Consider the following 6587-nt stretch of genomic DNA (forward strand, 5'->3'; position numbering starts at 1 on the left):
TATCTCTTCAGTCTGGCAGGCCAATTCTTTACTTTGTTTTTCAAGCTCTGCAATCTGCTGTTGTTGAGAACCCACCAACTGGCTGGATTGCTGGCGCTTAACAAAAATCATTAAGTCATTACGCAGTTTGGATATCAGATCCAGACCTAATAAACGGCGCACTGCGGTACGCAAAATATTGCCGGATTCATCTTCCGCCAGCTCCGCAATTTTCTCGCCATCAAAAAAGAACAGATCGGCAATGCCATGCGGGATTAATTCATTAAGAAACCCCTGGCACTGATCGTAATCCAGCTCACTGAGTGGCTGTCCATCCTGTTGCAGAGATAGGCGATCTTTCTTACCTTTTTTCCAGGTTCGCGTAACGGTAAATTCCGCTTCATGGCCGCCCTTATTATAGGTAAAGGTCAATTCGACAGCGGCTTCCTCAGGTTGTTCAATATCGTACGCACCGTTGTGAATTAACGAACTAAGTTGCTCGACATATTCCTGTTGTTGAGTGGCAAGGCCAAACGCCAGCCGACCATATAGTGCTAGACGGATCGCTGATAGGATCGACGTTTTCCCTGCACCGTTTAAACCACCAAACAGTACAATAGGTCGTGGATTCAAATCGTGTGGGCGCTTTCTGGGGGCCAGATCAATGGTATGAGTACCGTTAAATACCCGAAAATTATGTAACACTAGTTGTTTAATGAGCACGTTCGTTTTCCTCCTCGACTAAAACAGAGGATTCACTGGCATCGACAATTCTTCGCTGTAGAACCTGAAGTTCAGCTTCCAGCCTGGTGACTTCTTCCTGGTGAATATCCCGGTCGTTACGTTTTTGTAGTGCTGCTTGTTGCTGCTGGATCTCTTCGAGACTACCCCAGTCCTGTTTTAGAATGGTACCGAGTTTGTCAAAAATCCCCTGACGACGGCTTAGCCCTTCCATTGACACTTCCAGTTCAATCAGCTTCATGACCATCTCGGGTGCAACGTCAAATCCCTGAGCTATCTGTATCAACAAATCTGCATCGCTGGCGTCAAAGCGCGACTGATCGTCCACTACCCAGTCTAAATCCTGCTGATACACTTCTCGGTAAATACCCGGTAGCGTGTCATACCAGTCTGGTTCATTAGGATCTTTCAACCATTCCTGACGGATAGCATGCAGCTCCGGTTGGGTAATTAACGTAATCGTATGGCCTTGAGCATTTAAATCACGCTCGATTACCAGCAGCTCTTTTAGCCACTGCTGGCGATACTTAAGCCAGTAGGGGCCAGGAACATGTTTACGCTCGGCACTAATTTCTTCGCCATCTTTGGCATACTGATAACTGACCTTGCCAGTACGACGTTTATAGTTGCGAAACGTGTCTTTATTTACTGGATCGGTGGTAAATGCCAGCAGATCACGGTATTTCAGCAGCGGAGACATCCATTCTTCGCCATTCTTGATCAGGCTCTCCATCGCTTTATCTTTGGTGACCACGGTACAGGTCCAGCAGCCAAAGCGGGAGTTACCACAAGAAGGGGTACTTTCATCGATCACCAGGGGACACTCACCCTGAGCGGAAGAGTCCATATATAGCGTCCACAGAGGACGGTTGTTTCCACCCCACGGGCTTTCCCACTCATCAATATCGTCCGGGGCATAGCGGAACGCGCCGCGCAGCAGTTTCCAGACGTCTTCGACATCCCAGGTATCAATAGGGGTATAGATAAACGCATTTGCCAGCGTGGTATGTCGGGCCAGGCGTGAGCCATCAATTTTGTGCTTTGCGATGACCTGTGCACGGGAGGCACTCTCACTACTACGTGAACCCAGGACAACAATCACTTCATCAAACTGGCTGACCTTATCTTTAATAAAGTCACTCACCGGATTGATTTTCATGCGCTCAGTGCACCAACGGAAACTCCGGGTTGGAGCCGGATAACCTTTACCCAGTAAATTGACCCAGAAGGTTTCATTCGTTTTAGGCGTTACTGCGTGTTGAGTGATTGGCAGGTCATTACGCTTTGCGCCTGCCTCAATCTGCAACATCGTTTTCTTAATTAAATCAACTACCACAGGCGTTTCGACCAGCGTATCGGACGACACCACAAAAACATCTTTGTTGCGCATTTCCGGGGGCAGGCCAAGCAGAGCCAGATACACCAGCGTAATTACGGCAGAAGAATCTTTCCCGCCGCTGTAGCCAATTACCCACGGACGATTATCCGCACAATAAATTCTTTGAACCTCAGAAACATATTCGGCCAGAGGGCGTCCAGCGAACTGCTCCTGATTAATAAAATCTTCATATTCGGCCAAATCGTAGGCCTGAACTAATGTACTCATGAGACAACCATTTGAGCTTCAAGCTCCTGTTCTTCAGGAGTGAGGGGGATTGAGAGCGCGGTTTTTAGCGCATTACAGGTGAGCTGGATCGCGGTACTGGTTTTACTCAGTTTGCCGTGCTGCATCGCACGTTTGACGAGATCCGGGTTGTTTCTGCGCCAGTTAAAAGTTTTCAGTGCAGCTATTTTCTCCGGCCATTGCTCAGGATAATCCGTTAGCAGGGTATATCCCAGTTGCCCAAGTGCCTGCAATCCAATGCCATGAGCGTGAACATAATCTTGTCGTAACTGAACCGGTGAAACCTCTTTTTTAGCCGCTAGCTGCCAATCCGGCATCACGCTAAAAATAGCTTGCCAATATTGGGTAGCAATTTGAGTGCATTCCTCAAAGTTGTTCTCTTTGGGATCTTTACCCAACAATGCGCGGGTAGCCTGCTTGATGCTGCTCAACGTAAATAACTTATTTGACCGCTGACTGATGCCAGATTTTTCCAGTTCTGTCATTCCAACAAAGGGCTCTATGGACATCGCCAGGTAACGTGCCAGATTTGAACTGGCATCGCGATGATCGTATAGAGACGCCAGCGACGGGCTGGGGCGAATAGCGTATTTATTCAGATCGGCGAACATCTGCTGGCTACGTTTTAAGCCTTCATCAACAAAGAACAACACCGGAATATTATCCTGGCCCAGCTCCGGGCGAGCATCCAAAGCGTCTTCAATCGCTTTACGGCGATGCTGACCGTCGTTGATTAGAATTTGTGCATCCATTGGCACGCACAACGTCCCCAGGTTGTTGGAGTTAGGGAACTCATCAAACTGAACGTCAACGGCAATAGACGCTGTCAGTGCTGAAAACACATAATCTTTTGGATTTTCCAGCAGATAACGCACCATTTCGGGGATGCGTGATTTATTCAGCGTGCGTTGTGCGCGTAGCTCAGGAGGGACGTCATTTTCATCAAAGCTGAATATTTTGGGTATGATGCGCATCGGGCATGTGGCAATGTAGAAAGGACGACCAGCCTGAATGCCACGTATAGCTGGAAAAGAGTAGCAGTAATCTGCATCAACACTAGCCATGCTGTAATCCGTATAAAATCGAATGAATTTGGTTACGTGATATTTTACGTAACCTAAGGCAAAAATCACAGTTTTTTTACGTGAAAAATTGCGTACTGCATTCCGATATATGCCCGAAATTTAGTTCTGTAACCCAAAAAATTCATGTAGATGCAGCACTGTAAGTGCTGTTGCTTGGTCTCTTTCAGAGCATTATCCACTTTTTAAAATCATGGTTGCTCATGTGACAGACCAAATGAAGCTGTAGTTTGACATCTCCCCAAGAAGCAGGGCAATTCAGGTGTAATTATTCTGCCAGCAGGCTTCCTCAATGCTGTAAATACCGGTCCCGCAGGCGGTGCAGCGTTTTTCCCCGCTGTAATGGTTAGCGCACCAGACGCAGTACCAAGCCAGCGACATTACCGGGGAATCTGGGGTGTTAAAAAGACTGCGTAATGTTCTGCTGCGTATCTCTGCTTTCACTGCCGGGTCAATATGCGCACAGCCTATCAACGTACTGGCAGCTACTGTCCTCTGGTCATGTTCGAACCAGGGGGAATCAGTGTGCGTGCCGGTATGGAAGATGAGTCGGCAGCCACAGGATACGCAGCTCCATACCTGCCCCGGCATGTTCACCGCTTCACTGGTTGTCACAAAATGTCCACGGTGGTCATTGGCGAGGTAGCATTTCAGCATACGAATTTCGGCGTGCAGATTCTCACTGGTAATGGTCTTAAAATTCATCGAACTGACTCCTTACCGCCATACGACATGCAGGCAGGCACCGTCGAGAGATGGCTGTCTGTGTGGAGGATGGCGGGTTACGGGTTGATTATGGATAGCTGGAACTGATGGGGCAGGATTTTCGGCTGCAAGCGGGGCTGGGCTTAGTGTCACAGTAACGCCGCTTATGATGTTCGTATCGCCAGCGGAGTGATATGCAGTTAGCCGTTTGACGGGAGCGATGCTGGCCGGTTGACTTCATTGCTCCCGTGAGTGGGCAATAACCTGCTGCATCCAGCTCTGGACTTCACTTTTATACCAACGGGAGCTGCGTCCCAGTTTGATGGGTTTCGGGAACCTGCCATCTTGAATCAACTTGTAAAACCACTTGTCGGTCATCTTGGTGTGTTTGGTGATGTATGCCATGTCGATAAGAGGGTCTTCTGCATTAAGTAATGACGCAGCGGATGGGGTTGTACTGGTAGTCATGGAATTTCTCCCTCTGAAAATGAATTTTGGGAGGAGACCGGCGTGGGTTGAGTTCTGTTGCACACCGGTACTCCTTCAGAGGATAAGGCGTGTATGTAAAATATTACCTTGGGAGGCTAGGTAAGGGTATGGGAATGGCAGGAGGTCAGCCCTGGCTACAGCCAAAGTTACGCCCGCCATCACCGGTGACTTTGGTGTGGTCTTTAGCGAGGTAATCAGCCCGCGCCAGGGCCTGTTGAAGTTGTGCGCTGTTCCCCCTGTCAATCCATAGCGCTGGATTCTCAGGGAAATTCGCCAGTGTGGCATGCTGCTGCACGTCCACCTGCAACGCGCTACACCAGGCCTGTTTAATCATCCCGGCCAGGGTGTGCGGTGAATTGTAATCACCAGCGCCACACCAACTCTCTCGGTTCAGCAGTAAAACAGCGTGATAGTGCTTTTTACCGCTACGCTCGCCGACCTCCCGAGCCCAGACATACCGCAGCGTTGTGGGGCGTACACGCTTGCCCTCCTGCTTTCTACGCAACTGACAGGCGGTAATTTTGGCTTTAAGGGATTCTGTAAAACGGGATATTACAGCGGCGTCAGTGGCGGCAGGGGCATCAGGCAGGCGTAGATCAACCCTCAGCATTAATACTCGTGGATAGGCATCCAGGGCATTCTGAAAGGTAGCGGCAATACGTTTCTGCCAGAAATCGTTAAAGATGTAATTCATGATGAAGGTCTCCGGTTGAATGTGATTCATATCCATTACCGGTGACATAAAAAATGACAGTTGTGTTAAAACAAAATCGATGACAACTGCGTATTTAAAACTGCGACTGATATAGCCATCACTTTGCTGGCGGTATTTTTTCTTGATATTCATCTATGTGCAGAATACAGTCTCAGAGTGTCTGTGATGCGCCAGTAAACGTTAAGTTTATTTATCTTAATTATGCTCGTGAATAATGAAAAACGACTTGGGCGATCACAGTAAAGCAGTAAGCACTGAATTTTTTATGGTCTTAAGACAAGTAGGCTTGAGACTAAAAATAATCAAAATAACGAATGGGTTGAACGAAAATCCGATCTGTTCACATGCGTTTCTAATCAGTCGCAGACAAAGAGCACCTACGGAAAAATATCGCCGCATAAGCCCTAGGCTAGTGTTGATAACTTAATTTAGTTAATTTGTGTTGTGTAGATGATTAACGGCTATTCTTGCTGGTTATCCATTATGATATGTACTTATACAGTTACAATGATCATATCAGGTAGTGTACAGTGAGTTGTTGCTGATGATAACACTTGCTTCATTTTTATTAATTAGGATAATGACTGTAAGAACATTATTATGTCATTACTGACACTTCTTGGAGGTCAATATAATCAAAGAGGTTAACCTGCTTTACGATTAAGGTAGATCATGATACATACTCTTCTTTATTGTTTATATTACCAATCCGACAAGCAGGGCGGTATGTCCTTGGTACAGATGGTGTGTACAGACCGGTAGTTTTACTTCACGGTGACATGTTGCCACTCTGGAGTTATGGTAGCTATGGCGGACAAGTATCGGTCAGCACGGAAAAAATAGTCGCTGGAGTTTACAGGTCTGTAGCTAGACGGCTTAGTTTTTCAATTATCATGATCTAAGAAAACCTCTGTAGCGATCCCTACTGCTCTGAGGTGAAGCCTGATGGGTAACCAGCGTAAGAGTCCCGGAATGGCAGATTTCTTTACGTTATTTGTGTTGTTGAATTACATAATTTGTGTGGCATGATGTTAGCCTGATCGGCTATCTTCAGAGAACAGAGAAAACAAAATGGTTGTTCTGATGTCTGGCTGATAGCCGTCGTCATGATGACGGACAGGAAAGGAGTCTTACCAGTGACAGTGTTCAACATGTCTGATGATTTTCATTTTATATTCCCGAAAAAGGCAGACAGGTATAAGAACGTGATGGCCACATCTGTTGATTTTCGTCGGCTGGAAAAGGAATATTG

Annotated in this window: 6 protein-coding genes; all 6 read right to left on the reverse strand. The window is 47.1% G+C overall.

Annotated features, from left to right (window positions below):
- A partial coding sequence (locus MYY08_RS00750) for an AAA family ATPase (protein ID WP_288012526.1) occupies window positions 1-702 on the reverse strand: 702 nt, incomplete at its 3' end.
- The gene (gene dndC / locus MYY08_RS00755; protein WP_288012528.1) at window positions 692-2326 is read right to left on the reverse strand and encodes a DNA phosphorothioation system sulfurtransferase DndC; all 1635 of its coding nucleotides are present in this window, start codon (window positions 2324-2326) and stop codon (window positions 692-694) included. The genes MYY08_RS00750 and dndC, both read right to left, overlap by 11 nt.
- Window positions 2323-3408, reverse strand: coding sequence for a DNA sulfur modification protein DndB (gene dndB, locus MYY08_RS00760; RefSeq protein ID WP_021552210.1), 1086 nt, complete (start codon window positions 3406-3408; stop codon window positions 2323-2325). The genes dndC and dndB overlap by 4 nt, the downstream gene beginning before the upstream one ends.
- Window positions 3409-3684: 276 nt before the next feature.
- A complete protein-coding gene (locus tag MYY08_RS00765; protein WP_125365206.1) occupies window positions 3685-4131 on the reverse strand; it encodes a putative zinc ribbon protein in 447 nt (148 codons plus the stop codon).
- 237 nt (window positions 4132-4368) lie between these two features.
- On the reverse strand, window positions 4369-4599 hold the full coding sequence (locus tag MYY08_RS00770) for a helix-turn-helix transcriptional regulator (RefSeq protein ID WP_125365207.1): 231 nt from the start codon (window positions 4597-4599) through the stop codon (window positions 4369-4371).
- A gap of 145 nt (window positions 4600-4744) precedes the next feature.
- A complete protein-coding gene (locus MYY08_RS00775; RefSeq protein WP_125365246.1) occupies window positions 4745-5314 on the reverse strand; it encodes an inovirus Gp2 family protein in 570 nt (189 codons plus the stop codon).
- Window positions 5315-6587: the final 1273 nt, after the last annotated feature.

Origin of the sequence: Mixta sp., assembly GCF_024610815.1 — a bacterium.
In the GTDB taxonomy this organism is placed as follows: Bacteria; Pseudomonadota; Gammaproteobacteria; order Enterobacterales; family Enterobacteriaceae; genus Mixta; species Mixta calida.